1 pseudogene is annotated in these 1,709 nt (G+C 66.3%); it reads right to left on the reverse strand.

The window, feature by feature from the left end:
• Positions 1-1,709, reverse strand: a pseudogene (locus ACK5IN_RS04625) (DNA-directed RNA polymerase subunit beta); the annotation flags it as partial.

The following is a 1,709-nucleotide window of genomic DNA, read 5'->3' on the forward strand; positions in this document are numbered from 1 at the left end:
GTAGTTGTGACCCTCCCAGGACATGAACGCCACCAGCAGGTTGCGTCCCAATGCCAGTTCACCCTCGTCGGTCGCCGGACCATCTGCCAATACCGACCCGACCTCGACCCGGGCACCCTCATCGACCAGCACTCGCTGGTTGTAGGAGGTGCCCTGGTTGGAGCGACGGAACTTGGCGACCCGGTAGGTCTGAGTGGTGGCGTCGTCATTGGCGACGACGATGGCGTCGGCGGAGACCTCGGTCACCACGCCGGCCTTGCTGGCCACGATGACATCACCGGCGTCGACTGCGGCGCGGCGCTCCATGCCGGTTCCTACCAGCGGGGCTTCGGAACGGACCAGCGGCACGGCTTGGCGCTGCATATTGGCGCCCATGAGCGCGCGGTTGGCGTCGTCGTGCTCCAGGAACGGGATCATCGCGGTTGCCACCGAGACCATCTGCCGGGCCGAGACGTCCATGTAGTCCACCTCGGTGGCGGGGACGTCGATCGCCTCGCCACCTCGGGTACGGACCAGCACGGTCTCCTCGACGAAGCGTCCCTTCTCGTCCAGCACCGCGTTGGCCTGGGCGATGACGTGACGGTCCTCGTCGTCGGCGGTCAGGTACTCGACGTCGTCGGTGACCTTGCCCTTGACGACCTTGCGATACGGCGTCTCGACGAAGCCGAACGGGTTGATCCGGGCGTAGGTGGCCAGCGAACCGATCAGGCCGATGTTCGGGCCTTCCGGGGTCTCGATCGGGCACATGCGGCCGTAGTGCGAGGGGTGCACGTCGCGCACTTCCATGCCGGCACGGTCACGGGACAGACCACCCGGGCCCAGCGCGGACAGGCGGCGCTTGTGGGTCAGGCCCGCGAGCGGGTTGTTCTGGTCCATGAACTGGGACAGCTGGCTCATGCCGAAGAACTCTTTGATCGCCGCGACGACGGGGCGCACATTGATCAGGGTCTGCGGGGTGATCGCCTCGATGTCCTGCGTCGTCATCCGCTCGCGCACCACGCGCTCCATCCGGGAGAGCCCGGTGCGCACCTGGTTCTGGATGAGCTCGCCGACCGCGCGGATGCGCCGGTTGCCGAAGTGGTCGATATCGTCGGCCTCGACGCGGATCTGCGTCTTCTTGCCGCCGCGGACGCCGTCGATGGTGACGGTCTTGTCCGGATTCTCCGTGACGCTCGGCGCCGACTTGTCGTGCAGCGAGACGAGGTAGCGGATCGTCGCGACGATGTCTTCGACGGTCAGCACCTGCTCGCTCGTGGGCACCTCGATGCCGAGCTTGCGGTTGATCTTGTAGCGGCCGACCTTGGCGAGGTCGTAGCGCTTCGGGTTGAAGTAGAAGTTGTCCAGCAGGGCGCGGGCCGCCTCGGCCGCAACCTGGTCGCCCGGGCGCAGCTTGCGGTAGATGTCGCGCAGCGCCTCTTCCTTGGTGAGGATCGTGTCCTTTTCCAGGGTCGCCTCGATCGACCCGAAGCCGGCGAACTCCTTGAGGATGTCCTCGCTGGTGAGCCCCAGCGCCTTAAGGAACACCGTGACCGACTGCTTGCGCTTGCGGTCAATGCGCACACCCACCTGGTCGCGCTTGTCGACCTCGAACTCGAGCCATGCGCCGCGGCTGGGGATGATGCGCGCGGTGAGGATGTCCTTGTCGCTGTTCTTGTCCTGGGTGGAGTCGAAGTAGACCCCGGGGCTGCGCACAAGCTGCGAGACGACGA

It is taken from the genome of Microbacterium sp. (genome assembly GCF_047971895.1).
Classification (GTDB): Bacteria; Actinomycetota; Actinomycetes; order Actinomycetales; family Microbacteriaceae; genus Microbacterium.